Source organism: Streptomyces atratus (genome assembly GCF_040655115.1).
GTDB lineage: Bacteria > Actinomycetota > Actinomycetes > Streptomycetales > Streptomycetaceae > Streptomyces > Streptomyces atratus_D.
On sequence record NZ_JBFAJH010000005.1, the window covers coordinates 91,260 to 114,912 of the forward strand.

The following is a 23,653-nucleotide window of genomic DNA, read 5'->3' on the forward strand; positions in this document are numbered from 1 at the left end:
TACCGAACCGTTCCTATCCAGTGCGCATGAGTGAGTCCTGGACCCACTGTTGCGTACCGGGCGCATCCCGAACGGTGTTGGATGCGCCGGGTTCCCGCTCTCGCGTCCCGTTCGGTGACGGCCCTCCAGGGGACCGGTCCGTTGCGGGTGGGCGGGTTCCCTGACGTCCTCGGGTGCCTGGTCCGGCCTGGGCGGTCCGATGCCCCGCACGATCTCTCGGTTCGTGTGGGGGCGGTGCCGTCCGACGCCGGACCGGGTGCCCGAGGACGCGTCGTCCGATCGCGATGCCGACGGCATCGTGACGAGACACGGTCGGGCTCCGCGGCACCGTTCCGCGGGACGGGATCGCGCGCAGCCGGTTCCGTGGCGCCGGTCTGCGCTTCGGGTTCGCGCGCAGCCGCTGGCGCCTCCGGCAGCCGCGCGGAGAGGCAGTCCGCGAACGGCTCGACGAACCTGTGGCCGACGTCGCCCGTCACGCCGCGGCCGAACCGGGCCGGCCGTCGACCGGGATCGGCATGGTGAATGAGTTGTGCGGTTGTGTGGTCCTGGTCCCCCCTCACACGTACTTCGGTCCCGGCCGGTGGATCGCCCCGGCCGAGTCCGCCAGGGGGGCACCGGTACCGCCCCAGCGCAGCGCGACGATCTCCGCGGCAATCGAGACGGCCACCTCCTCGGGGGTACGGGCGCCGAGATCGAGACCGATGGGCGCGCGCAGTCTCGCGAGTTCCGCCTCGCCGAGTCCGGTCTCGCGCAGCCGGGCCAGGCGGTCCTCGTGGGTGCGGCGACTCCCCATCACGCCGATGTACGCCGCCGGGGAGCGCAGGGCCACCTCCAGCAGCGGGACGTCGAATTTCGGATCGTGGGTGAGTACGCACATCACGGTCCGCTCGTCGATGTCCGTGCCGCGCAGGTAGCGGTGCGGCCAGTCGACGACAACCTCCGCCCCGGCCGGGAAGCGGCGGGGATCGGCGAAGGCCGGGCGGGCATCGCACACCGTGACCCGGTAGCCGAGGAACGCACCGATGCGGGCCACGGCGGCGGCGAAGTCGATCGCACCGAAGACGAGCATGCGCGGGGGCGGCGCGAACGACTGCAGGAACACGGTGACGTCGTCCTCGCGACGCTCGCCGCGCGGTCCGTAGTGGCGCAGGCCCGTTGCCCCTTGGGCCAGTTCGCCCCGGGCGTCCGCGGTGACGGCGACGTCGAGGCCGCTGGTGCCCAGGGAGCCGGACACCCTGTCCGGCCATACGGCGAGCGCGGCGCCGCGCGGGGCGGGACCGTCGGTCACGGTGGCGACCACCACCGGGCCCTGTGCGGCGACCGACGCGGCGACCTCGCCGAACGCGGGGTCGGTGGCGGCCGACACGGGGCGTACGAGCAGGGTGACCTCGCCTCCGCAGGTGAGCCCGACAGCGAAGGCGTCCTCGTCGCTGTAGCCGAAAGTGCGGAGCCGTGCCCGTCCGGTCTCCACGACCTCCTTGGCCAGGTCGAAAACGGCGCCTTCTACGCAGCCGCCGGAGACACTGCCCACGACTTCGTCGCCGGGGCCCACCGCCATCGCCGCCCCGGGACCGCGGGGCGCGCTGCGGGTGACCGCGACGACTGTCGCAAGTCCGAACGGTTCACCCGAGGCGTACCAACGGCTGAGCGCCTGGAGGATCTCACGCATGGTGCTCACCGCCGCCCGGTGCCGGCTCCGCCGACGGCCGCCGGCTGCCCCAGGGCCTGCGGACTGTGTCCCTCGACGAACGCGTGCGCGTCGGGCAGCGCGGCTGCCATGCCGGCGGCCAGTGGTTCGTAACCCGGTCCGGCGTTGAGCGGGTCGGCCCGCACCACCCGGTGTGCCGGCCGGTGCAGCCGCCGCATCCGGGCTGGAGCAGCGGGGGCCGCCGCGCCCCCAGCCGCCGGACGGCACGACGACCGCGGCGCCACGTGCCGTGGCGCGCTGCCCCTATGTGTCGATTGCGCCCGGGGAAGACCCTCCGCCCGCGTTGTCGCCGGTTCACAACTCCCCGCAGTCCTGAAGGCATACGGGAAACCCGTCCGGTTTGCCTCCCCCTCCGCCCTGCGGCAGCGCGCATCACGCGGAGACCAGCCGCATGGCGGCGGGCCACCTCCCTGATCCGGTCCGGTCCGAAAGGCACTCCCTAACTCGACACGTCGGTCCAGGCGTACGGCTTGCCGAGGGGACCCTTCGGGGGGCCGGCGCCCGCCGCCTCCATTTCGCGGTCCGCCTCTCTCATCAGCTGGCCCGCGACATCCTTCATCGCGCGGCTCGCCGCAAGTTCGTCACCGATGCTCGGGATGTCCACATCCGTCGGGTTGCAGCGCGCCACCCCGTGACCGGTGAGCTTCTCGGAACCGGTGTCCAGCACGGCTTCCGCCTTGGTCGTGCCTTCCTCCTCGGAAAGATCGAGGCGGAGCTTCCATTCCAGCGTGTGTGTCATCGCGCACCTCCTCGCCCGCGTCAGCCCACCGTGAGCCGCCACGACGCGTCCTCCCTTCAGCATCTCTCCTCCCGCGTCCACGCGCGCGTTGCCGGCCCGGCCGGATCAGGGTGGCACGAGGCGATCCCCCGACGGCGGCTCGCACTGCGGGGTGTTCAACGTCGAAATATGATGCAGGGGGCAGCCGGAAGACGGGTCTCACGGATACGTCCCGCCACGTCAGGCCCTGTGTGTTGCGGCTCGCGAACGAATGCACTGCGGAGCGGCCCATGAACCGGCGTCGTCCTCCCACTTCGGTGAGCGCGGAGGAACTGCTCACCACGTTGCAGAGGCTCACCGCCCGGGCGCGGCAGGAGGTGCAGCTGCACCAGGCGCGCGTGGAGTTGGCCGAGGCGCTGCAGCGCGAGATGCTTCCGGCCACCCTGCCCGCCCGCCCCGGTCTGCAGACGGCGGCCCGTTACGCGCCGGCCCGCAGCGGCCTGGACATCGGTGGTGACTGGTACGACGGCTTCCCGCTTCCGGACGGCACGCTCGCCTTCGCCATCGGGGACGTACAGGGCCATGACGTCGAGGCCGCCGCGTTCATGGGGCAGATCCGGATCGGGATGCGGGCGATCGCCGCCACGAGCCCGGAACCGGGCGAGATACTGAGCCGCACCAATGACCTGTTGCTGTCCGTCGACAGCACGCTCTTCGCGACCTGCACATTCGTCCGTCTCGACCCGCGCACGTGGGTACTCGACACCGCGCGCGCCGGACATGTCGCCGCGGTGTGGGCGACGGTCGACGGACGCTCGGGCATCTCCGAGGACGCGGGAGGTCTGCCGCTGGGCATTCAGGCCGGTCCGCAGTATCCGGTCACGCGGCACCGGCTGACCACCCCGGGGGCGTTCGTGCTGCTCACCGACGGGGTGGTCGAGGGGCCGTCGTTCCCGATCGAGGAAGGCCTGGACACGGTGGTGCGGCTGGTGGCCTCCCGCGCCGCGGCCGACGCCGACGAGCTGGCCGACGCGGTGCTGCAGGCGGCGGAACGCACCGGGCACGAGGATGATGCCGCCGTACTCGTCCTGCGCCACCACACGTCACCGGACGCACAACGTGACGACCGGTGACGTCGGGCAGCACAACGTGAGCATCCCCGGGCCGAGCGTGTCACACGGCCGCCGCCCCGGGCCGGCGGTGTCTCATGAGAGCTGTGATCCGCAGTGAGGGAACCAGAGGTACGGCGGTGACCGCCCTCAGCATCCTGGCGGTTGCCGCCGCCTACTACGCGGCAGGACAGATCGGTCTGCTCAGGCAGGTGACCATCCACGGAGCCAGAGTCACCCCCCTCTGGCCACCGACGGGCATCGCACTGAGTGCTCTGCTCTATCTCGGCCTGCGTATCTGGCCCGGTATCGCTCTCGGATCCTTGCTCGTCGTCGCCACCGTCACCGGCCCGGTCGATCTCGCCACCCCCGGCATCGTCGCAGGCAACACCCTCGCGCCGGTCTGCGCGTACCTCATGCTCCGCCGGGCCGGGTTCCGGAAGGAACTGGACCGGCTGCGCGACGGGGCGGTCCTGGTCTTCCTCGGTGCGATGGCCGGGATGCTGATCAGCGCCACCGTGGGCACAGGCATGCTGGCACTCACCGGCAGGCTGCCGCTCGGCCACTTCTGGCCGGTCTGGGCGGCCTGGTGGGCGGGGGACGCCATGGGCGTCCTCATCGTCACCCCCCTGCTCCTCGTGATGCGCAGAGCCCGGCTGCCGCGGAGGACCGACCGGTGGGCAGAGGCGACCGCGCTGGCAGTCGTCTGCGTCGTGCTCGGCCTGGTGGCCACCAGAAGCTCACTGTCGATGCTCTACGTGGCGTTCCCGGTGCTCATCTGGGCCGCGCTGCGCTTCCAGCTCGCGGGCAGCGCGCCGTGTGCCCTGGTGCTGTCCGTGCTGGCGATCCTCGCGGGCAGCGAGAAGGTGGGACCGTTCACCGGTCACACGATCCTTGAGATCATGCTCAATCTGACGATCCTCAACGGCTCCATGGCCCTCACCGCACTGCTGCTGGCCTCGATCGTCACCGAGGACATGAATATCCGGCGCAGAATCGAGCAGGCCTGCGAGGAGCTCGCCGAGGTGGTGGACCATCTCGCACCGGGAAGATCGGCGACCGCGTGGCCGTCCCGGTACCGGGACGAGCGCGACGGCCGCTGACCTTCACGCTGTGCGTCACCGCGGGAAGTGGCGGTCCAGGAAGTCGTTGCGGAAGGTGCCGGCCGGGTCGTACCGGGCCATCAGCTTCTCGAAGTCGGCGTACTGCCCGTACAACGCGCGCAGCGTATCGGGCGCGGTCGTGAACACCTTGCCCCAGTGCGGCCGGGCGCCGAACGGTGCGAGCGCCTCCTCGACCGCACCGAGCACCGGTGTGACGGCGGCCGTGTCCGGGACCCAGGTGAAGTGGAAGGCCACCGCGTCGATGCCGCTCGCCGGGCTGAGCCACAGGTCGTCGCGGGCCACGGTGCGGATCTCGCCGACCTGCAGCAGCGGGGCGATTCGGTCCCGGATCCGGTCCAGTGCCGCGTACGCCGCCGCGGCGTCCCGCCGTGCCACGAAATACTCCGACTGCAGCTCGTCCCCGTTGCTGGGGGTGAACTCCAGCCTGAAGTGCGGAAGGCGCCGGTGCCAGGCGCCGGGGACGCCCTGCTGCCGGGTGCAGTTCTGGGCGGGCATGCCGTGGATCGGGTGGCGCGGGCCCTCCGCGAGCCGCGCGCCGAGCCATTCGGCGGGTGCCTGCCGCGCTCCTTCGGCGTCCACCCGCTGCTTGAGCCAGACCTGGTTCACCGGGCCACCGCGCCAGTCGGTGAAGAGGCTGACGCTGTACGCGGCGGACATCACCTCGTCGAACCCGTCCGGGTCGCCGAGCCGGGACCGCGGCAGGTCCTCGTAGACCCACTGCTGTACGTCGAAGGCGGGCACCAGGTCCAGGGTCAGCCGGGTCACCACCCCCAGGGCGCCCAGGGCGACCACGGCCCCGGGGAAGTCCGCGTCGCCGCGCTTCAGCTCCGCGGTCCCGCCGTCCGCCGTGACCATCTCCAGCGCCCGGACCGCCCCGGCGATCGACCGGTTGCCCATGCCCGAGCCGTGCGTGCCGGTCGCGCAGGCGCCCGCCACGGAGATGTGCGGCAGCGAGCCCAGGTTGTGCAGGGCACAGCCGTTCTCATGGAGGACATCGGCGAACTCCCCGAAGCGCAGCCCCGCGCCGACGGTGACCGAGCCGGCCGCCCGGTCGATCTCGACGACGCGGTCCAGTCCCGCCAGCGACACAAGGTCTCCGGCCGTGTCCGCGACGGTGCTGAAGGAGTGCCGGGTGCCCAGTGCCCGTACCGTGGTGCCGGAGGCCACGATCTCCTGGATCTCGGCCACCGAGCGGGGGGCATGGAGGCGCCGCGCCCCGAAGGTGATGTTTCCGGCCCAGTTCTTCTCCGCGGGAGTCACCGCACGCCTTCTTTCGCTTGCTTGTCGGCGCTCGCCGCCATCGGCGCATTCTCCCAGATGGGGGTGCGGCATCACGATAACGTGACATGTCCGCACATAACCTCAGTGCGGAACCTGTCAAATGCCAACAGCCGACCGCAGACCTCCTGATCCAGCGCGGAACGGGACGAGATCCGAGCCATCGCGTATGTCTGAACTTCACGAGAACTCCAGCGAAATGGCACGTGTGTGGATATCGTGCACCGAGCGAGGGCGCATCCGTCAGTCCATGGGATCGGCGGATGCGTCCCGTTTGTGGAGATGCAACTGTGACTGGGGGGTTCATGGGGCATGTCGAGCTACCCGAATCCGACATACCTGGATCCGTGGGACTGGCGGGGGCGCCACGACCACGAACCACTTCAAATCGGCCTCGCAGCAAGGAACTTGAACAGCTGTGGAGCGCCCCGACCGTACAGCGCGAACGTTCTGACCAGACGCCCATCCCGAAGAGAAGACCGGGCCGGTACCTGCCGCTCGTCGTCGCGACCGATCTCCTCGGGCTGGGGCTACCGGCCTGGCTCGTCCTTCGCGCCGGCGCGCTACCACAGGCCCAACTTACGGCATCTGTCGCCGCGTTGGTGTGGTGCGGAGCCCGGCTGGTACGTGGCCGGTACACAACCAGGCGGCCGGGGGGCCTCAGAGATGCACTGACCGCTCCCGGCGACTGGCTGCTGCTGATCGGCGCACTGGCCGTCCTCAGCACGGTGTTCGGCGAGCCGGTACGACCGGTGACCGCGGTCGTGGCGCTGCTGCCCGGCCTGCTGGTGACCGTGACCGTGTCGCTCGTGCGCCAACTCCCTTGGCCAGGAGGGCGACAGACCGCCGAGCACCGCGTGCTGGTGGTCGGCGAGGCTTCGGGGGTGGAACGGGCGGTGCGGCTGCTCGGTTCCCGAACGGACCACGCATACAGGGTGGTTGCGGCCATCCCCGTCGGGGAGACACCACTCGACTGCGAGGCTCCGGTGCCGGGGCACCTCGCACCGGCTCCCGCAGACGACGACGTGTCGACGGTGCTGGGCGGAGCCTTCGCCCATGAGGCGGACCTGGCGCTGGTCATACCAGGGCCACAGCTCTCCGGGGAACGGGTCCGGCAACTGTCCTGGGGCCTGCACGACGGGGGCCTGCAGTTGTCCGTTCTGTCGGACCTCTCGGAGATCGCGGCAGGCCGGGTCAGGCCGGTCTCAGCGGCCGGGCTGACGCTGCTGCACATCGTGCCCCCGCTGCGCCAGGGTCCGCAGATGGCCCTGAAGGGTGCGGTGGACCGCACGGGTGCGGCGCTCGGACTGGTGCTGCTGGCACCATTGTTGCTCCTGATCGGGGCAGCCGTACGGCTCACCTCCGACGGCCCGGCGTTCCACCGTCAGACCCGCCAGGGCCGGCACAACCGGCCGTTCACCATGTGGAAGTTCCGCACCATGGTGGAGGACGCCGAAACGCACAAGGCGGAGCTCGTCGCGGCGAACGAGAACGACGGTGCGATGTTCAAGATCCGCAGTGATCCCCGGGTGACACGGATCGGCCGGCTGCTGCGCCGGAGCTCGCTCGACGAGCTGCCGCAGCTGCTCAATGTCATCCGTGGCGAGATGTCCCTGGTGGGTCCTCGTCCGCCTCTTCCGGAGGAGGTGTCCCGCTACGACGAGCACGAGCTCCGGCGGCTCGCGGTCCGGCCGGGCCTGACCGGGCTGTGGCAGGTCAGCGGACGTTCCGACCTCTCCTGGCAGGAGACCGTTTCGCTCGATCTGTGGTATGTCGACAACTGGTCGGTGGCCACGGACCTGGGACTCATGGCCCGTACGCTGCGCGCCGTCACCGACGGCCGCGGGGCGTACTGAGAGCGGCGGGGCCGGATGCGGAAGATCGACCTCGACCGGCAGCGCGGGGCCGGACGGGCGGGCCGCCGTCGCTCTGCGGCGGCCGGCCCGGCCCGGCGGGCCGGGGCGCGGTCAGCCCTGGGCGCCCTGGTGGTCCAGCCACCAGGCGTAGGTGCGGGCGATGCCGTCGCGCAGTGGAATCCGCGGCTTGAAGCCGAGGGAGGAGAGGCGGGTGACGTCGAGAAGCTTGCGCGGGGTGCCGTCGGGCTTCGTCGTGTCCCACGAGATGCGACCTTGGTACTCCGTCACATCCTGGATGATGGAGGCGAGTTCGTGGATCGTCAGATCCTCGCCGCAGCCGACGTTGACGGGTTCGTCACCGTCGTAACGCTCCAGGAGCAGGAGGCACGCGGCGGCCAGGTCGTCGACGTGGAGGAATTCGCGCCGGGGGCTGCCGGAGCCCCAGAGGGTGATCTCCGGCGCGCCGTCCCGTCGCGCCTCGTGGAAGCGGCGGATCAGGGCGGGCAGGACGTGCGAGGACTCCAGGTCGAAGTTGTCGCCGGGCCCGTAGAGATTGGTGGGCATGGCGCTGATGTACGACGCGCCGTACTGCCGCCGGTACGACTGGGTCTGCACGATCCCGGCGATCTTGGCAAGCGCGTACGCCTCGTTGGTCGGCTCCAGTGGGCCGGTGAGCAGGGCGTCCTCCGGAATCGGCTGGGGGGCTCGCTTGGGGTAGATGCAGGACGAGCCGAGGAAGAGCAGTCGCTCGACCCCGGCGGCGTGCGCACCGGCGATCACACTCAGCTGGATGCGCAGGTTGTCCTCGAGGAACTGCACCGGATACGTGCTGTTGGCCATGATCCCGCCGACCTTGGCGGCGGCCAGCACCACGGCGTCCGGGCGGATGTCAGACAGAAAGGCCTCGGTCGGTGCGGCGTCGCGCAGATCGAGCCGGTCACGGCCGCGGGTGACCACCTCGTGGCCTTCGGCGATGAGGCGGCGCACCACCGCCGAGCCGACGAGACCTCGGTGTCCCGCGACGAATATGCGGGCGCCGCGGCGTAGCAGGGGGCGGACGGATTCCTGGGGAGGGCCGGGGAGATCAGTCGTCATGGTTCGGATTGTGCCAGCAGCTGTACGTCACGGTGACGTTTTGCCGCAGATCACTCACATCACGAAATTTCGGTGCACAACAGCCTCGCAGGCGACCACAGAAGGGGGAGTCGTGGCGAAGACCGCGCTCATCACCGGCGTGACCGGACAGGACGGCTCGTACCTGTCCGAGCTGCTGCTCGACAAGGGGTACACGGTCCACGGCCTCATACGCCGCTCATCGAGCTTCAACACCGAGCGGATCGACCACATCTACCAGGGCCCGGAGGAGGAGAACCGCTCCTTCGTCCTGCATCACGCGGATCTCGCCGACGGAGTCGCGCTGGTGAACCTGCTGCGCGACATCCAGCCCGACGAGGTCTACAACCTGGGTGCGCAGTCGCATGTCCGGGTCTCGTTCGACGCGCCGCTGTACACCGGTGACATCACCGGACTCGGCACCATCCGTCTGCTGGAGGCGGTCCGCGCCAGCGGTATCGACACCCGGATCTACCAGGCGTCGTCGTCCGAGATGTTCGGCGCCACCCCGCCGCCGCAGAACGAGACGACCCCGTTCCATCCGCGCAGCCCGTACAGCGTCGCCAAGGTCTACTCGTACTGGGCGACGGTCAACTACCGTGAGGCGTACGGGATGTTCGCGGTCAACGGGATCCTCTTCAACCATGAGTCCCCGCGTCGCGGCGAGACCTTCGTGACCCGCAAGATCACCCGCGGCGTCGCCCGGATCAAGGCGGGGCTCCAGCAGCACCTTCACCTCGGCAATCTCGATGCCGTCCGCGACTGGGGTTACGCCCCCGAGTACGTCGACGCGATGTGGCGGATGCTGCAGTGCGACTCCCCGGACGACTATGTGGTGGCCACCGGTGAGGGGGTCAGCGTCCGGCAGTTCCTGGAGTTCGCCTTCGAGCACGCCGGGCTGGAATGGCGGGACCATGTCCGGTACGACGCGAAGTACGAGCGTCCCAGCGAGGTCGACGCCCTGATCGGTGACGCCACCAAGGCCGAGGAACTGCTCGGCTGGAAGCCCGTCGTGAAGGCGCAGGAGTTGGCCAGGATCATGGTCGAGGCGGACATCCGGCAGCTCTCCGACCAGCTCTCCGGGGCAGCCGTGCGGGTGGACCGATGAGAGCGCCAGGACGTCTCGGACGCAGTGGTGTGTGCGCCACCGTTCTCGCGCTCGCCGCGGGCGTACTCACCGCCTCGGCGGTCGCCGCTCCCCCGGCCGCGGCTCTGACTCCGCCGGTCGGCTTCACCGCCGACAACCTGACCACCTATCAGACCAACGGGATCGTCTGGGCGCTCGCCGAGGCGAACGGGGTGGTGTACGCGGGCGGCACCTTCGCCAACGTACGGCCGGCCGGTGCCCCGGCGGGCAGCAGCACGACGCCCGCCGTCAACTTCGCCGCGTTCAACGCGGCCACCGGGGCGCCCACCGGCTGTTCGCTCTCCTTCACCCGCAGCAGCGGCACCGCCACGGTCCGGGCGTTCGCGCTCTCCCCCGACAAGTCCACGCTGTACGCGGGTGGTTACTTCAACGCGGTCAACGGGACGGCTGCCAACGGACTGGTAGCCATCAACACCGCGACCTGCACTCTTCGTTCGGGGTTCGCGCCGAACTTCGGAGCGACCGTGCGTGCGCTCGACGTGGCCGCGAACGGCACGGTCTACGCGGGCGGCGACTTCCAGACGGTAGGCGGTCAGACCCGGCGCTTCTTCGGCGCCGTCACCGCGGCCGGTGCCGTCACCGCGTGGAACCCGGACGCCGACGATCCCGGCCGGGCGCTCAAGGTCACCCCTGACGGCCGGAACGTCCTGATCGGCGGCGACTTCTTCACCGTCGGTGGCGCCGACTCGCACGCTCTCGCGGTGACCGACGCCGGCTCGGGCGCACCGACCCGCACCTACACGGGCAACTTCATCCCGTCCACCGCGGTCATCAAGGACATCGTCACCGACACCGCATCCGACGGCTGGTACGTCGCGGGCGAAGGCACGGGAGGCGGCTCCTTCGACGGCCGGCTCGCGATGCGGCTCGGCACGTTCGACCAGCGGTGGCGGGACACCTGCCAGGGGGCGACGCAGACACTGCGGGTCTACCGGGGTGTGCTGTACGCGGGCAGCCATGTCCACGACTGCTCCACCATGGGCGGCTTCCCCAACCAGGTCCGCAAGCACCTCACCGCCCAGTCCGTCGACGATCCGGCGATGCTCGGCTGGCTCCCGGACACCAATGACGGGATCGGTGAGCCGGTCGGGCCGCGCGCCCTGACCGTGTCTTCCCGCGACGGACGCGACTTCCTCTGGGTGGGCGGCGAGTTCACCACGGTCAACGGGCTCGCCCAGCAGTCCCTGACCCGGTTCGCCAACACGCCGGACACGGGCGCGCCGTCCGTGCCCGCCGTCAGTGTGTCCGCTCCCCGGGCCGGTGAGGTGAAGGTCCGGTGGCGGTCCGGCCTGGATCTGGACGACAGCCTGCTCACCTACCGGGTCTACCGCGACGGCGGCTCGACACCCGTGTACACGACGCAGGGGTCCTCGCTGTTCTTCAGCCGCCCGCAGCTGACGTTCACCGACACCGATGTGGTGGCCGGCCGGACGTACTCGTACCGGATCACGGCGAGCGACGGGACCAACACCAGCGCCCTGTCGGCCATCACCGCCGTCACCGCGGCCTCCTCGGCGAGCCCGTACCAGGAGCGGGTGCTCGCGGACGGCGCCGGTCTGTACTGGCGCTACGACGAGGCGGGCGGGGCGTTCGCCGCCGACGCCTCGGCCGGCGACGACGGCGGGGTGTACATGAACGCGCCGACGTACCGGTCCGCTCCCTCCGCGGTCGCGGGTTCGACGGCACTGTCGCTGAACGGCACGGACGAGTACGTGTACAGCGACCGATTGCACCACTACACCTCGCCGACGCCGTACTCCATCGAGACATGGTTCCGGACCAACACCACGCGCGGCGGCCGGATCGTCGGCTACGGCAACAACATCGGCACCGCCCAGGGCCACACCAGCAGCATCTCCGACAAGCTCGTCTACATGACCGATGACGGCCGCCTCGCCTTCGGCGTCCAGGTCGGCAGCACCAGCAGCAGGCCCACCCTCACCACGACGGCTTCCTACAACGACAACACCTGGCACCATGTCGTCGCCACCCAGGGACCGTCCGGCATGCGGCTGTACGTGGACGGGGTGGCAGTCGGCTCCAACACGACCGCGGGCAACCGCTCGTACAACGGGTACTGGCGGGTGGGCGGCGACGCGATGCCGACCACCTGGCCGAACCGTCCCACCAGCACCTACTTCGCCGGTCAGGTCGACGAGACCGCGGTCTACCCATCGGCGCTGACCGCCGCCCAGGTCGCCGCGCACCACGCCCTGGCGGACACCCCGCCCGGGCCCGGCGACACCACCGTGACGCTCACTCCGGACGACGACGCGTACGTCAACAGCGTCGCCCCGAACACCAACTACAACGACAGCCAGCTCGCCTCGCGCGGCAGCACGGCGTATCTGAGCTATCTGCGCTTCACCGTGCCCTCGGCCCCGGCCGGACAGTTCCTCAAGAGCGCACGGCTCACATTCCGCACGTCGTCGGACTCGACGGCGGGCTCCTCCGACAGCCACACCGTGGTGCCGGTCACCGGCACCTGGACCGAGTCGGCGGTCACCTACAACACCCGGCCGTCGCTCTCCTCGACCGTGCTGGGGACCATCACCGGCGCGACCTCGGTCTCCACCGACCAATCGGTGGAGCTGAACGCACCGGCGCTGGGCGGAGCACTCGGCTCCGTCTACTCACTCGCCCTGACCAGCAGCGGGACGGACAGTCTCCGCATCTGGTCGAGCGAGGTATCAACCGCGGCCTACCGGCCGAAGCTTGTTCTCACCTTCGGAGCTGAATGATGAACGGAAATACGGAGCGCAGACGCGCGGGACGTGGCCGGGTGCGTGCCGCGTCCGCCGCGCTCTGCCTGCTCGCCGGAGCCCTGGCCGCGACCGCGGTCGGGGCCTCCCCGGCGGCGGCTCTCACGCCGCCGGTCTCCCTCACCGCGGACAACCTCTCCACCTGGCAGACCAACGGCATCGTGTGGTCGATGGCGGCGACGGACGGGGTCGTCTACACCGGCGGCACCTTCTCCACCGTCCGTCCCCCGGGCGCGGCGGCGGGCACGTCCGAACAGCCCGCGGTCAACTTCGCCGCGTTCGACGCGGCGACCGGCGCACCGACCGGCTGCAGCCTGTCGTTCACCCTCTCCTCCGGAACAGCGACCGTTCGGGCCCTCGCTCTCTCCCCCGACAACACCACGCTGTACGCGGGTGGGCAGTTCGGTGCGGTGAACGGGGTCGGCGTCAGCAATATCGCGGCGATCGACACGGCGACCTGCACCCCGCGCCAGGACTTCAAGGTCGCCGTCTCGGCGACTGTACGGGCCCTGTCCGTCACGGATGACACCGTCTATCTGGGCGGTGACTTCAACACCGTCGCCGGTCAGACCCGGAACAAGTTCGCCGCGGTCACCACCGGCGCCCAGCTGAAGCCGTGGACGGCCAACACGGACGAGGTGGGCCGAGCCGTCCAGGTGACGCCCGACGGGCAGCATGTGCTCATCGGCGGCGACTTCTTCACCGTGAACGGCACCGCCTCGCACGCCCTCGCCGTCGTGGACGCCACCACGGGTGCGATCACCAAGAGCTACCCGGGCTTCATCCCGAACACCTCCACGGTGCAGGACCTGACCACGGACGCCACCGGCTTCTACACCGCCAACGAAGGCACCGGAGGCGGTGTCTTCGACGGGCGGATCGCGCTGAACCTCAGCAACTTCGAGCAGCGCTGGCGGGACACCTGCCTCGGTGCCACGCAGGCCGTGCTGGTCCACGAGGGGGTCCTGTACAGCGGCAGTCACGCCCATGACTGCTCCAGTATGGGCGAGTTCCCCGACCAGCCGCGCAAGCATCTTCTCGCGCAGTCGGTGAACGACCCGAAGCTGTTGCCGTGGTTCCCGGACACCAACGACGGCATCGGGGAGCCGGTGGGACCGCGGGTGATGGCCCAGACCGACCAAGGAGGACATCACTACCTGTGGGTCGGCGGCGAGTTCACCACCGTCAACGGCTCCGCCCAGCAGGGCCTGACCCGGTTCGCCGACGGCCCGGACACCGGGGCTCCGTGGGTGCCCAACGTCAGCCTCTCCACGGTCGCCGCGGGCAAGATCGAGGTCAACTGGCAGACCAGCTTCGACACCGACGACGGCGAACTCACCTACCGGATCTACAAGGACGGGGCGAGCACCCCCGTATACACGACCACGGGGAGCTCGGTGTTCTGGGACCGGCCGCAGCTGAGGTGGACCGACACCGACGTGGCTCCGGGCGAGACACACACGTACCGGATCAGCGCGGGCGACGGCACCAACACCAGTGCCAAGTCTCCCGCCCAGAGCGCCACCGTGGCTTCCGCCGCGGAGAGTTACCCGGCCAGGGTGCTCGCCGACGGTGCGTCGCTGTACTGGCGGTACGACGAGGGGACGTCGACGTTCGCCGCGGACACCGGGGCCGGTCTGGACAACGGCTTCCTGCGCAACTCCCCGGCCTACCGACAGACTCCGGCCGCGGTCTCCGGGCCGTCGACCGCGATCGGTTTCAACGGCACCACCCAGTACGCGTACAGCAACAATCGGCACGCGCAGCCGACCAAGTTCTCGGTGGAGACCTGGATCAAGACGACCACCACCAGGGGAGGGAAGATCATCGGCTTCGGCAACCTGACCATGCAGAACAGCAACCAGTACGACAAGCATGTGTACATGCTCAATGACGGGCGGCTGACCTTCGGCGTCTACAGCGGCGGCACCCGGACCATCACCACCTCCGGGGCCTACAACGACGGCGCCTGGCACCATGTCGTCGCCACGCAGGGCAGCTCCGGCATGGCGCTGTACGTGGACGGACAGCTGCGCGCGTCCAACATCCTGTACACCGCCAACGAGAGCTACAACGGGTACTGGCGGGTCGGCGGGGACAACCTGGGCAGCTGGCCGAACCGTCCGACGAGCGACTTCTTCGCCGGGCAGATCGATGAGACCGCCGTCTACCCGACCGCGCTCAGCAGCTCCGCGATCAGTGCCCACTACGCCCTGAGGACGGGTGGATGAGGTATCCGATCCTGGCCGGCGCCGCCGTCGTCGTACTGACGGCGGCGCTGGCCGCCTGCGGCTCGTCCTCCGACGGGAACCACCGGGAGGCGGGCGGCACGAAGCCGTCGGCCGCCGAGTCCCCCGTCGCCGGGCCGGCGGCCGCGCCCGACGCCGGCGCGTCCGCCGGCCCGTCGGCGAAGAAGACGAGCGAACCACCGAAACTGCCCACCGACGAACTCACCCCGGCCACCGGCTCCTTCACGAGGAAGCAGAAGGAGTACCTGGTCGACCGGGTACCGAAGGGCATGGACCCAGCAGCGGTGCTCCAGACCGGCCAGGAGACCTGCGACAAGCTGTCGTACCTGGTCAAGGTCGACAAGGACACCGCGGTCGCGGCCATCGTCACCGGTGAGGTCGCCGGTGCGAAGCCCGCTGTCGCGCACCTCTGTCCCGGCCACCAGGACCTGGTGGACCGGGCCGCTCTGGGATATGCCGACGGCACGTACAAGAACCAGCAGATCCGGCCGGGCCGCTACTACGCCGTCACCCCCACGAAGAGCTGCACCTGGCAGGTCACGGGGGCGGGCGGCAAGAACCTGACGTCGGGCACCTCCGGCTCCGGGAAGCGGGTGGGGATCACCGTCGCGACGACGGCCCGCGCCTTCACCTCCACAGGCTGCTACGCCTGGCTGCCCGAAGGAGACAAGGGATGAACAAGCTGCCGATAGCCGTGGCGATCCCCACGAAGAACGAGGGCCTCAACATCGCCGAGGCGGTGAAATCGGTCCTTGGCCACTTCGAGGCGGTCGTCGTCGTCGACTCGCACAGCACCGACGACACGGCGAAGATCGCCGAGAGCTGCGGCGCCGAGGTGGTCACCTACACCTGGGACGGCGGCCATCCGCGGAAGAAGCAGTGGTGCCTGGAGAACGTCCGCACGGACCTCGACTGGATCCTGCTGCTCGACGGCGACGAGCGGCTCAGCCCCGGTCTGCTGGCCGAGCTGCGGCAGATCTTCGCCGATCCGGCGGCGCCGAAACCGGCGGCGTACGACATCCCGCTGGGCTACTGGTTCTCGGGCCGGAGGCTGCGCCACGGGTACACCATCCGCAAGCGTTCCCTGACCGACCGGACCCGGTGTCATTATCCGGAGGTGGGGGATCTGGCGGCGCCGGGGATCGGCGAGGTCGAGGGGCACTACCAGCCGGTCGCGCCGACGGCGGGTGCGCTCCGCAACCCGATCGAGCACCAGGACCTCGACCCGGTGACGGCGTGGTTCGAGCGGCACAACCGCTACTCGGACTGGGAGGCGTGGCTGGAGCACCATCCGGACGTCAAGGAGCAGGTCCGGAAGGTGAAGTCGCGCCAGGGGCAGCTGTTCCACAAGGCGCCGTTCAAGCCGCTGGTGTCGTTCGCGTACATGTACGTCTACCGGCGGGGCTTCCTCGACGGGCGGGCGGGCTTCGACTTCGCGCTGGCGATGAGCTTCTACCGGTGGCAGATCGCACTCAAGTCCCGTGAGGGCAAGGTGGGGTGAGCCTCCCGCACCGCCTCCGGTGTCAGCGGGCCGCGGCCTCCCGGCGGACCACGTCCTCATAGGTCCGCCGGAGGGTCTGCGTCACGGCCCTGATGGTGAAGTGCTCGGTGACCAGCTGCCACGCGGCGTTTCCTGCTTCGGCGTTGGCCCGGGGCTCCAGGAGTTCGAGGATCGCCTGCGCGACCTTCTGGGCGTTGGCCTCGTCCTCGCCGACCCGGCTGTCGATCACCCGGCCCGCCCCGGCCTCCGCGACATCGGGGCCCAGCCCGCAGGTACGGGTGATCACCACGGGCGTGCCGACCGACATCGCTTCGAGGACCGAGACCCCGAGGGGTTCCTCGATCGACGGCAGTACGTACACGTCGGCGCGCCGCCCGGCGGCGAGAACCTCTTCGTGGCCGAGCGGTCCCACATGGTCGAGCGACTCCAGCACTCCCAGTCTCGCGGCCAGTCCCAGCGTTCCGGGGAGTGCTCCGGTGTCCGGTCCTGCCAGCACGAACCGGGCGTCCGGGTACTTCGCGAGGACTGCGGGCATGGCGGCGACGAAGTCCTCCGGGCGCTTGCGCTCCTGGATCCGGGCCAGGAAGAGCACCGTCGGCGGCTGCCCGGGGTCCCGGGCGGGCTTGCGCTTCTGCGGGCGTACGCCGTTGACCAGCCGTACGGTGCGGGTGAGCGGCACGGGGGCGGCCACGGCATTCACATCGAGGCGCTCCCTTTCGGTCAGGTGCAGCACCGCGTCGGCGCCACGCAGCACCTTCCGTACACCGAGCAGATCGGTCAGCTGGGCGACGCGCTTCTCGGTCGGGTCCACCATGCCGTGTGTCTGGACGACCAGCGGCCGGCGCAGGGCCAGTGCGAGGAGAGCGGCGGGCAGCGTCACCAGGTCGCGCATGAGATGGACATGGACGAGATCGGCCCCTCGCATCATGCGCCGGGCGGCCAGCAGCAGCGCGCCCGAGGTGATACCGCTGACCTCGAACATCGGCAGCAGGTGACGGGCCTGGAAGAGGTGGGCGGGCACGCCCTCGACCTCGCTCGGCAGCTTGCCGTCGAAGCCGTCGCCGAGCGCCATGATCCGGGCGTCGTCGCCATGGGCGCGCTGGACCTTCGACAGATTGAGCGCCACCCGGGTCGGACCGCCGAACGCATGGTCCGGAGTATGCAGCGTGACGACGTGCAGGATTTTCACCAGGGTTCCCCTCGACCTCGGCCTACTCTTCACAGAATAGTCATCCTGATTACCCCAAGTGGGTTGATTCGTTAGAGTGTTCACCGGTCCACGGAACGGGGGGCGTATGACGTCCGTGCACGAGACAGCGCCGCCCGTACCCCTACGGCGGGGCGGCGGTGTCCGGCCGGTCCAGCCTCCGGCGAAGCCGATGTCCTGGGCGATGCTCTCGCGGGCGCTGGCCGTGCCGCTCATCCTCGGCCTGGTCTGCTTCCTGCCCGCGGTGATCGCCGCCCAGCCGGGCACGGGCGTCCGCGACACCGCCTACTGGCTGCAGCTCGTCCTGACCTGCTATGCGGGTGCGCGGCTGGCCACGATGATCCTGTCGACCGGACGACGGCTGCTCCAGGGCGTCTTCTGGATGTTCGTGTACATCGCGATGGGGGTGGCGCCGTTCGCCCAGGCGGTCATCGGCCAGACCCCGACGCCGATGGTCGGCCCCCGGTCGGACCTGGTGACGGCGATCTCGCTGATCCTGGTGGGCTGCGCGGCGTTCGACCTCGGTGCGCTGCTGGCGTCCCGGCGGCCGCTGCGCCGTCGCACAGCGGCGCGCGGCAGGGGCGGCCCTGCCACCGTCCACCGGATCAGGCTCCGGCTGCTGGTGCTGCTCGCGTTCGCCGCGAGCGGGTACTACATCCTGAAGCTCGGCGGGCCCGCCATCTTCTTCACCAGCCGCCAGGAGATCAGCGCCACCGTAGCCGTCAGCTCGGTCGCGTCCTCGGAGTCCAACGTGGGCTCCGCCTTCCTCAAGGGCTTCGGTACGGTGCCCGCTTTGTTGGCGCTGCTGTTCTACACCCGTCGGCTGGTGACCTCGCGGCGGGCCCGGCGCTCCCCCTCGACGGTCCTGGTCTGGCTGGCGCTCGCGATTCTCAACATCATCGTCAACAACCCGATCTCCAATGCACGTTACTGGTTTCTGACGGTCCTGGTCTCGCTCCTGTTCACCGCGTTCCCGAGCAGCGCCGCGATGTACCGGTCGGTGCTCGCGATGGGGGTGGTCGGGGCTCTGGTGCTGTTCCCGTACGCGGACCGGTTCCGGTACGACGACGCCGGGTACCGGCCGGTGCAGTCGTCGTCCGTCTTCGAACCGCTGGCGACGAAGGACTACGACCAGACGGTGATGTTCGCGAACACCATCTCCTGGGTCGACACCCGCGACCACACGTACGGCCGTCAACTGGCCGGCTCCGCACTGTTCTTCGTGCCACGGGCGGTGTGGAGCGGCAAGCCGGAGGACACCGGGGTGCGGGTCGGCCAGTGGATGGGGATGAACATGACCAACCTCTCGGCGCCGCTGTGGACCGAGTTCTGGGTCGACTTCGGTGCGCCGGGGATGGTCGGCGGTCTCGCACTGATCGGGTACGCCGCCGCGCGCACCGACCGCCGATACGCGCTGGCGGTCTCCCGGGACGGTCCCGGGCCCGGAAGTGTCCTGGCCATCGCGGCGCCGCTGATCGCCGGGTACACATTCATCCTGCTGCGCGGACCGCTGCTGCAGTCCGCCGGGAAGCTGGCCGTCGGAGCGCTCTGTCTGCTGCTGGTCACGAGCTTCAGGGGCCGGGGCGGGCCGCGGACACGCTGACCGGAGGCCGCGCGGGTGCGGTGCGCCGGTGCAGCCCGGCCACCCGGATCCAGGTCGCGACCGCCTTGCCGACGGATCCCAGGCACAGCCCCCAGGCAGCACCCGGCACGCCGCCGACCGCGTAGCCGCCCGCCAGGAACGCTACGGCGGCGAGCGAGAACACCACCTGGATGGAGAGGGTGGTACGCGGGTCCAGCATCCGCAGCGCCAGCAACCCGCAGGTGCCGACGGCCATCGCCGTGTACTGGCTGCCGGTCGCCGGCAGCAGTGCCGCCGCCGTGGGCCAGGTGTCACCGAGCAGATGGCGGCCGACGCCGTCGGGCAGCAGCGCGAGTGCCGTGGCCCAGACCGCGGCGGTTGCCGCCAGGACCGCGGCCAGACCGGCGGTGGCGCGGATCCGGCGCCGCTCGGAGCCGAGCCGTCCGAGCAGGGGTGGGCCGAAGCTGGTGGCTGAGGTGAACAGCACGTTGAGCGGTCCGAAGAGCGTGGTCGCGCCGCGCAGCGCGCCGACGACCAGGGGGTTGCCGAACACACCGAGGCCGAGAACGGAGAGCTGGCTGGTCGCGTTCCCCACGCCGAACTCGACCACGAACCGCCGCCCGAGGTGTCCGCGCCCCATCAGAACCTTCAACCTCCGCCGCGTACCGGCGACATGGCGGCGCAGCAGGACGGCGGAGAGCAGCAGTGCGGGCAGCGCGGACAGCCCCCAGACAGCGACGAGCCGTGCGGCCGGGGCGCCGTACGGCTGAACGGCCAGGGCGCCCAGCACACCGACGAGCCGCAGCACGTCGCTCGCCAGCGCCAGGTGCGGCCGCTGCAGGGTGGAGAAGGCGTAGCGCATGGTGTCCTGTCCGAGGACGACGGGCAGGACGAGCCCCAGCACCATCAGGGCGCGCGCGGTGTCCCCGGGCACGAACAGGCAGACCGCGGCCAGCAGCGTGCCGAGTGCCGACGCTGCGAGCAGGGCGAAGGCGACCGCCGACCTGCAGGCGCCACGCACGTCCTCGCTGTCCCCGCGCCGCAGCACGAGCGGCTGTCCGGTGTAGGCGCCGGAGATCCCCAGCAGCACCGTGAAGACGAGATACACGGCCGAGAAACGGGCGAAGTCGGCGACGGTGGAGAGCCGTGCGGCCGCCACCAGCATCAGGATGTTGGTGAGGGCCGCCACCCCTTGGTCCGCGACGGAGCTGACGACCGCGGTGCGTGCTCTCACCTGCGCCCTGCGGAGGTGTCGAAGGTGCGCAGCCCGAGGGTTTCGGTGGGGTCGCCGGTGCGTTCGGAGCCCTCGGGTCCACCGCCGTCGGCCTGGCCGTCCTGCCCCGGCCGGCCCCCGTTGGTGCGACGTCTGCCGGACTTCCGGCGCGCCCTGCGCTCGAAGCGACCGCGGCCGGGGTGCAGCAGGGTGCCGAGTACGGTGCCGCCGGCCGCGCCGATGATCTCGCGGATCCGTTCCAGGTCGCTGCGGTGGACTTCGCGCGGGTCGCAGACCACCACGACCCCCTCGACGCGGTCGATCAGGGCGACGGCGTCGGCGTACGACAGCACGGGTGGGGCCAGCACGATGACCACGGAGCCGGGGCGGTCCCCCTCGGCGACGATGCGGCTGACGGGCGCCGAGGTCAATGCGCGCGGCACATTGTCGATCCGGCGTCCGGCGATCAGGGTGAAGGCGCCGGAGCCGGGCACGTCCACGTTCATACGGCTGTCCGACGGCCAGGCGCGGTCATCGCCGTCCGCGGCCCAGCGGGGCCTTCCCTGTACGGCCGGGCCGAGGTCGCGGGCCAGGGACGGGGTACGGAGATCGGCCTCGACGAGAAGCACGTCACGACCCATTTCGGCGAAGGCGGCTGCCAGATTGACCGCCGCGGCGGTGGCCGCTTCGTTGTCCCCGCGCGGCGCCGTGACGAGGAGCCGTCGGCGCTGTTCGAACGAAGGGTCGTAGGCGAGCCGGAACGCCACCGCCCGGTACTCCTCGGCGAGCCTGCTGCCGCTGCGTCCGATGGCGAGCAGCGCCCCCTGGGAGGGGCGTTCCCTCGGCAGGGTGCCGAGCAGCGGGGCGCCGAGCGAGCGGACCAGCTCCCGGGTGGAACGGACCGCCGGGTCGAAGACGAGACGCACCCAGGACAGCAGCAGACCGAGCGCGAGTCCGACGACGCCGCCGAGCCCGAGCAGCAGAGGCAGTCCCGCCCCCGTGGGCCTCTCCGGCGCGACGGGCTTCTTGTTGAGATAGCCGGGTGTGGTGTCCAGAGCGCGCAACTCCGATATCTTTCTGCTCAGTTCGGAGATTGCGACCACCAGGTTGGCGCGGGCGCTGGTCACGTCGTCGCCGCTGGTCCCGGTCGACTCGCCGGCCAGCTTGTCGCGCTGTTCGGTCAGCGGCTTCAGCTGGGCGCGGTAGCCGTCGACCATGTTGCCGATGCTGTTCTCGGTGCGCTCCCTGCGTATCTCCAGATAGGCGTCGGCGAGCGCCTCGGCCCGCTGCTTGGCCAGGGCGGGGGTGCGGGCGGTGTAGGAGAAGCGCAGCACGAGGGTGTTGGGCGGGTTGGTGACCTGAAGCCCGGCGAGCAGTTTCCCGACCTTCACCCGGTCGTCGCGCCGCGCCAGGGAGCGGGCGGCGATGGTGCCCACCGCGTCGCTGACGGCGGTCTGCCGCTCGGAGCCGATGTTGATCCCCTTGTCGGCGGAGGCGCCGGTGGCGAAGGGATCGGAGGTGGCGTTGCGGACGAACACCTCGCCGGTGGCCGTGTAGCTCGCCTCACCGCTGAGGGCGAGCCAGCCGCTGCCCAGCAGTCCGACGACCACGCCGACGGCGAGGAGTGCGCGGTAGCGCAGGAGTTGCCGGAACTGGTCGCGCAGCAGGGCGGGTTCGTCCTGCTCCTCCAGCGCGCGGATCGGATGCGTCATCGGCGTGGTCTCCCTTGTGGGTCTTCGAGGACCTCGGTGAGCAGGGCGTCGAACCGGGCGAGGCCCGCTTCGCGGCTCAGGTGACGTGCGACGTACTCCGGCCCGCGGGCGCCCAGCGCGTCCGCTTCGGCCGGTCCCCCGACGAGCTTCCGTACGGCTGCCAGCAGCGCGCCGGGGTCCTCGGGTGCGACCAGGATCCCGGCGCCGGAGCGGCGCACCTCCTGGGCGGTGCCGCCCTCGTCGGCCACCGAGGCGACGACGGGGCGGCCGGAGACGAAGTACGAGGTGAGTTTGGACGGCACGCTCATGTCGAGTACGGAAGCGCGCTGCGTCACCGCGAGGACGTCGGCGGCTGCCAGCACGTCGGTGAACTCGTCCGCGCCGGCGGGCGGCAGGAAGTGAAGGTTGGGCAGGCCGGCCGCGCGGGTGCGCAGTTCCTCGCGCTGATTGCCGTCGCCCATCAGCACGACGCGCACATCAGGGGCCAGTCGGGCCACGTCGACGAGGACGTCGAGCCCTTGTTTGAGCCCCATGTTCCCGGAGTGCAGCACCACCGGGGTGTCCGCGCGCCAGCCGAGCCGGGCCCGGGTGGCGGAGCGGTCGGCCGAAGGCCGCTGCACATGACTCCAGTTGGGAACCACGCGGACGCGTCCCGGGGCGACGCCGTAGGCGGTGACGCGGGGGACGAAGCTCTCGTGGATGACGCCGACGAGGGAGGCGGAGCGGAGCGCATAGCGCTCGGCCCTCGCGGCGACGGCTGCCGCCCGGTCCCCGCCGCGGATGCCGCTCTGCGCGGCGGCGGCGCCCATCAGGTCCTGCACGACGGGTAGGTACGGGACCCTGTGGCGGCGGGCCAGCCGGGCGCCGATGACACCGCCGGCCAGGCTCGGCATCTGGGAGACCACCGCGTCCGGCCGCGCCCCGGGCGGTGCGAGCAGACCGTGCGCGAGGACGGTTGCCTCGAACGCACCTCTGCGGAGGGCGGTCTGGTGGTGCGGCACATAGTGTCTTCGCCGATGGACCAGCACTCCGGCGCGGTTCTCGGCAGTGCGCCAGACCCCTCGGTAGTCGGCGTCCGTGCGCCAGGAAGGGTAGTGCGGCATGCCGGTCAGGACGTGGGTCTCCGCTCCGGACGCGGCCCAGTGCTCGGCGAGTTGTGCGGCGTACGGGCCGATTCCGGTCAGCTCCGGCGCATAGTTGGTCGACACCACGAGAAGCCTGCGGTATGCGAACGGCTTGTGTTGATCAGCATGGGACATCGAGCAACCACCTTCCCCCCGGTACAGCCTCTGTTCCCTCGAGGGAACAACCCCAAAAGTGAGCTTATCCGTTCACGTGATGCGCAAGTGGTCTTCACAGTAAGGTCATTGCACC

At 70.5% G+C, this 23,653-nt stretch carries 18 protein-coding genes; 9 read left to right on the forward strand and 9 right to left on the reverse strand.

What is annotated here, in order from left to right:
- Window positions 1–556 precede the first annotated feature (556 nt).
- From AB0I23_RS08835 to AB0I23_RS08845, 3 genes are all read right to left on the reverse strand, one after another.
- Window positions 557–1,669 carry an XdhC/CoxI family protein gene (locus tag AB0I23_RS08835; RefSeq protein WP_359108184.1) on the reverse strand — a complete coding sequence of 371 codons (1,113 nt, stop codon included), beginning with the start codon at window positions 1,667–1,669 and terminating at the stop codon, window positions 557–559.
- Window positions 1,670–1,674: 5 nt separating this feature from the next.
- Window positions 1,675–1,866, reverse strand: coding sequence for a hypothetical protein (locus tag AB0I23_RS08840; RefSeq protein WP_359108185.1), 192 nt, complete (start codon window positions 1,864–1,866; stop codon window positions 1,675–1,677).
- A 281-nt stretch (window positions 1,867–2,147) separates the two neighbouring features.
- Window positions 2,148–2,447 carry a DUF1876 domain-containing protein gene (locus AB0I23_RS08845; RefSeq protein WP_359108186.1) on the reverse strand — a complete coding sequence of 100 codons (300 nt, stop codon included), beginning with the start codon at window positions 2,445–2,447 and terminating at the stop codon, window positions 2,148–2,150.
- Window positions 2,448–2,716: 269 nt separating this feature from the next.
- Between AB0I23_RS08845 and AB0I23_RS08850 the strand changes: the two genes are divergently transcribed.
- Window positions 2,717–3,559 carry a PP2C family protein-serine/threonine phosphatase gene (locus AB0I23_RS08850; RefSeq protein ID WP_359108187.1) on the forward strand — a complete coding sequence of 281 codons (843 nt, stop codon included), beginning with the start codon at window positions 2,717–2,719 and terminating at the stop codon, window positions 3,557–3,559.
- 83 nt (window positions 3,560–3,642) lie between these two features.
- Window positions 3,643–4,638, forward strand: a complete 996-nt coding sequence (locus tag AB0I23_RS08855) for an MASE1 domain-containing protein (RefSeq protein WP_359108435.1) — start codon at window positions 3,643–3,645, stop codon at window positions 4,636–4,638.
- A 15-nt stretch (window positions 4,639–4,653) separates the two neighbouring features.
- Here AB0I23_RS08855 and AB0I23_RS08860 read toward each other — a convergent pair whose 3' ends face one another.
- Window positions 4,654–5,919 (reverse strand): FAD-binding protein, encoded by a 1,266-nt coding sequence (locus AB0I23_RS08860; protein WP_359108190.1) that lies wholly within the window; start codon window positions 5,917–5,919, stop codon window positions 4,654–4,656.
- A gap of 323 nt (window positions 5,920–6,242) precedes the next feature.
- Between AB0I23_RS08860 and AB0I23_RS08865 the strand changes: the two genes are divergently transcribed.
- Window positions 6,243–7,793, forward strand: coding sequence for a sugar transferase (locus AB0I23_RS08865; protein ID WP_436846902.1), 1,551 nt, complete (start codon window positions 6,243–6,245; stop codon window positions 7,791–7,793).
- Between the two features lie 111 nt (window positions 7,794–7,904).
- On the opposite strand, the gene AB0I23_RS08870 is transcribed toward AB0I23_RS08865, so the two are convergent.
- A complete protein-coding gene (locus tag AB0I23_RS08870; RefSeq protein WP_359108200.1) occupies window positions 7,905–8,888 on the reverse strand; it encodes a GDP-L-fucose synthase family protein in 984 nt (327 codons plus the stop codon).
- 112 nt (window positions 8,889–9,000) lie between these two features.
- Between AB0I23_RS08870 and gmd the strand changes: the two genes are divergently transcribed.
- Genes gmd through AB0I23_RS08895 form a run of 5 tightly spaced genes read left to right on the forward strand, consistent with a single transcriptional unit; the run spans window position 9,001 to window position 16,565 of the window.
- Window positions 9,001–10,014, forward strand: coding sequence for a GDP-mannose 4,6-dehydratase (gmd, locus tag AB0I23_RS08875; protein ID WP_359108202.1), 1,014 nt, complete (start codon window positions 9,001–9,003; stop codon window positions 10,012–10,014).
- Window positions 10,011–12,794 carry a LamG-like jellyroll fold domain-containing protein gene (locus AB0I23_RS08880; RefSeq protein ID WP_359108204.1) on the forward strand — a complete coding sequence of 928 codons (2,784 nt, stop codon included), beginning with the start codon at window positions 10,011–10,013 and terminating at the stop codon, window positions 12,792–12,794. Before gmd ends, AB0I23_RS08880 begins: the two co-directional genes overlap by 4 nt.
- The gene (locus tag AB0I23_RS08885; RefSeq protein ID WP_359108437.1) at window positions 12,794–15,046 is read left to right on the forward strand and encodes a LamG domain-containing protein; all 2,253 of its coding nucleotides are present in this window, start codon (window positions 12,794–12,796) and stop codon (window positions 15,044–15,046) included. The genes AB0I23_RS08880 and AB0I23_RS08885 overlap by 1 nt, the downstream gene beginning before the upstream one ends.
- Window positions 15,043–15,741 carry a hypothetical protein gene (locus tag AB0I23_RS08890; RefSeq protein ID WP_359108206.1) on the forward strand — a complete coding sequence of 233 codons (699 nt, stop codon included), beginning with the start codon at window positions 15,043–15,045 and terminating at the stop codon, window positions 15,739–15,741. The genes AB0I23_RS08885 and AB0I23_RS08890 overlap by 4 nt, the downstream gene beginning before the upstream one ends.
- Complete coding sequence (locus AB0I23_RS08895) at window positions 15,738–16,565, forward strand: glycosyltransferase family 2 protein (protein ID WP_359108208.1); 828 nt, start codon at window positions 15,738–15,740, stop codon at window positions 16,563–16,565. Before AB0I23_RS08890 ends, AB0I23_RS08895 begins: the two co-directional genes overlap by 4 nt.
- Before the next feature lie 22 nt (window positions 16,566–16,587).
- On the opposite strand, the gene AB0I23_RS08900 is transcribed toward AB0I23_RS08895, so the two are convergent.
- Window positions 16,588–17,754, reverse strand: a complete 1,167-nt coding sequence (locus tag AB0I23_RS08900) for a glycosyltransferase (RefSeq protein ID WP_359108210.1) — start codon at window positions 17,752–17,754, stop codon at window positions 16,588–16,590.
- A gap of 106 nt (window positions 17,755–17,860) precedes the next feature.
- On the opposite strand from AB0I23_RS08900, the gene AB0I23_RS08905 reads away from it, so the two are divergent.
- A complete protein-coding gene (locus AB0I23_RS08905; protein ID WP_359108212.1) occupies window positions 17,861–19,375 on the forward strand; it encodes a hypothetical protein in 1,515 nt (504 codons plus the stop codon).
- Here the strand turns inward: AB0I23_RS08905 and AB0I23_RS08910 are convergent.
- The 3 genes from AB0I23_RS08910 to AB0I23_RS08920 are packed head-to-tail and all read right to left on the reverse strand — an operon-like array spanning window position 19,344 to window position 23,538.
- Window positions 19,344–20,588 carry a hypothetical protein gene (locus AB0I23_RS08910; RefSeq protein WP_359108214.1) on the reverse strand — a complete coding sequence of 415 codons (1,245 nt, stop codon included), beginning with the start codon at window positions 20,586–20,588 and terminating at the stop codon, window positions 19,344–19,346. The two genes, AB0I23_RS08905 and AB0I23_RS08910, sit on opposite strands and share 32 nt — an antisense overlap.
- Window positions 20,585–22,279, reverse strand: coding sequence for a lipopolysaccharide biosynthesis protein (locus AB0I23_RS08915; protein WP_359108216.1), 1,695 nt, complete (start codon window positions 22,277–22,279; stop codon window positions 20,585–20,587). Before AB0I23_RS08915 ends, AB0I23_RS08910 begins: the two co-directional genes overlap by 4 nt.
- Complete coding sequence (locus AB0I23_RS08920) at window positions 22,276–23,538, reverse strand: glycosyltransferase (RefSeq protein ID WP_359108218.1); 1,263 nt, start codon at window positions 23,536–23,538, stop codon at window positions 22,276–22,278. The genes AB0I23_RS08915 and AB0I23_RS08920 overlap by 4 nt, the downstream gene beginning before the upstream one ends.
- Window positions 23,539–23,653: the final 115 nt, after the last annotated feature.

Bases quoted from the DNA above. Each gene is read 5' to 3' on its own strand.
- AB0I23_RS08835 (WP_359108184.1), bottom strand. From the start codon at position 1,669: ATGCGTGAGATCCTCCAGGCGCTCAGCCGTTGGTACGCCTCGGGTGAA.
- AB0I23_RS08840 (WP_359108185.1), bottom strand. From the start codon at position 1,866: ATGCGGCGGCTGCACCGGCCGGCACACCGGGTGGTGCGGGCCGACCCG.
- AB0I23_RS08845 (WP_359108186.1), bottom strand. From the start codon at position 2,447: ATGACACACACGCTGGAATGGAAGCTCCGCCTCGATCTTTCCGAGGAG.
- AB0I23_RS08850 (WP_359108187.1), top strand. From the start codon at position 2,717: ATGAACCGGCGTCGTCCTCCCACTTCGGTGAGCGCGGAGGAACTGCTC.
- AB0I23_RS08865 (WP_436846902.1), top strand. From the start codon at position 6,243: ATGGGGCATGTCGAGCTACCCGAATCCGACATACCTGGATCCGTGGGA.
- AB0I23_RS08870 (WP_359108200.1), bottom strand. From the start codon at position 8,888: ATGACGACTGATCTCCCCGGCCCTCCCCAGGAATCCGTCCGCCCCCTG.
- AB0I23_RS08880 (WP_359108204.1), top strand. From the start codon at position 10,011: ATGAGAGCGCCAGGACGTCTCGGACGCAGTGGTGTGTGCGCCACCGTT.
- AB0I23_RS08885 (WP_359108437.1), top strand. From the start codon at position 12,794: ATGAACGGAAATACGGAGCGCAGACGCGCGGGACGTGGCCGGGTGCGT.
- AB0I23_RS08890 (WP_359108206.1), top strand. From the start codon at position 15,043: ATGAGGTATCCGATCCTGGCCGGCGCCGCCGTCGTCGTACTGACGGCG.
- AB0I23_RS08895 (WP_359108208.1), top strand. From the start codon at position 15,738: ATGAACAAGCTGCCGATAGCCGTGGCGATCCCCACGAAGAACGAGGGC.
- AB0I23_RS08905 (WP_359108212.1), top strand. From the start codon at position 17,861: ATGACGTCCGTGCACGAGACAGCGCCGCCCGTACCCCTACGGCGGGGC.
- AB0I23_RS08915 (WP_359108216.1), bottom strand. From the start codon at position 22,279: ATGACGCATCCGATCCGCGCGCTGGAGGAGCAGGACGAACCCGCCCTG.
- AB0I23_RS08920 (WP_359108218.1), bottom strand. From the start codon at position 23,538: ATGTCCCATGCTGATCAACACAAGCCGTTCGCATACCGCAGGCTTCTC.